This is a genomic window from Bradyrhizobium pachyrhizi, assembly GCF_001189245.1.
Taxonomy (GTDB): Bacteria; Pseudomonadota; Alphaproteobacteria; order Rhizobiales; family Xanthobacteraceae; genus Bradyrhizobium; species Bradyrhizobium pachyrhizi.
Window position 1 is genome coordinate 202933 of record NZ_LFIQ01000116.1, and the last position, 207, is coordinate 203139.

1 protein-coding gene is annotated in these 207 nt (G+C 58.9%); it reads left to right on the top strand.

All coding sequences use genetic code 11. The features are described 5' to 3' along the window. The coding region (locus AKL29_RS44030) for a hypothetical protein (protein ID WP_210168336.1) at positions 1-181 on the top strand (181 nt) is incomplete at its 5' end. Positions 182-207 lie beyond the last annotated feature (26 nt).

Sequence of the window (207 nt, forward strand, 5' to 3'; positions counted from 1 at the left end):
TACCCCAAATGTCAATCGTTGCGCGATGCTGTGGCCGCGATCTCGTTCATTATCAAGTGCGGTGGTTATGGGTCCTGGCTTTCGCCAGGACGACGATTGGGGAGAGCGCACGCTCATGCCGCGAGAACGCGGCTGCGTGATTCACAAGCGGCGCAACAAACCCAGTGTCGTCCCGGCCTAGGCGTTGTGGACTCTAGGGATTCCCTT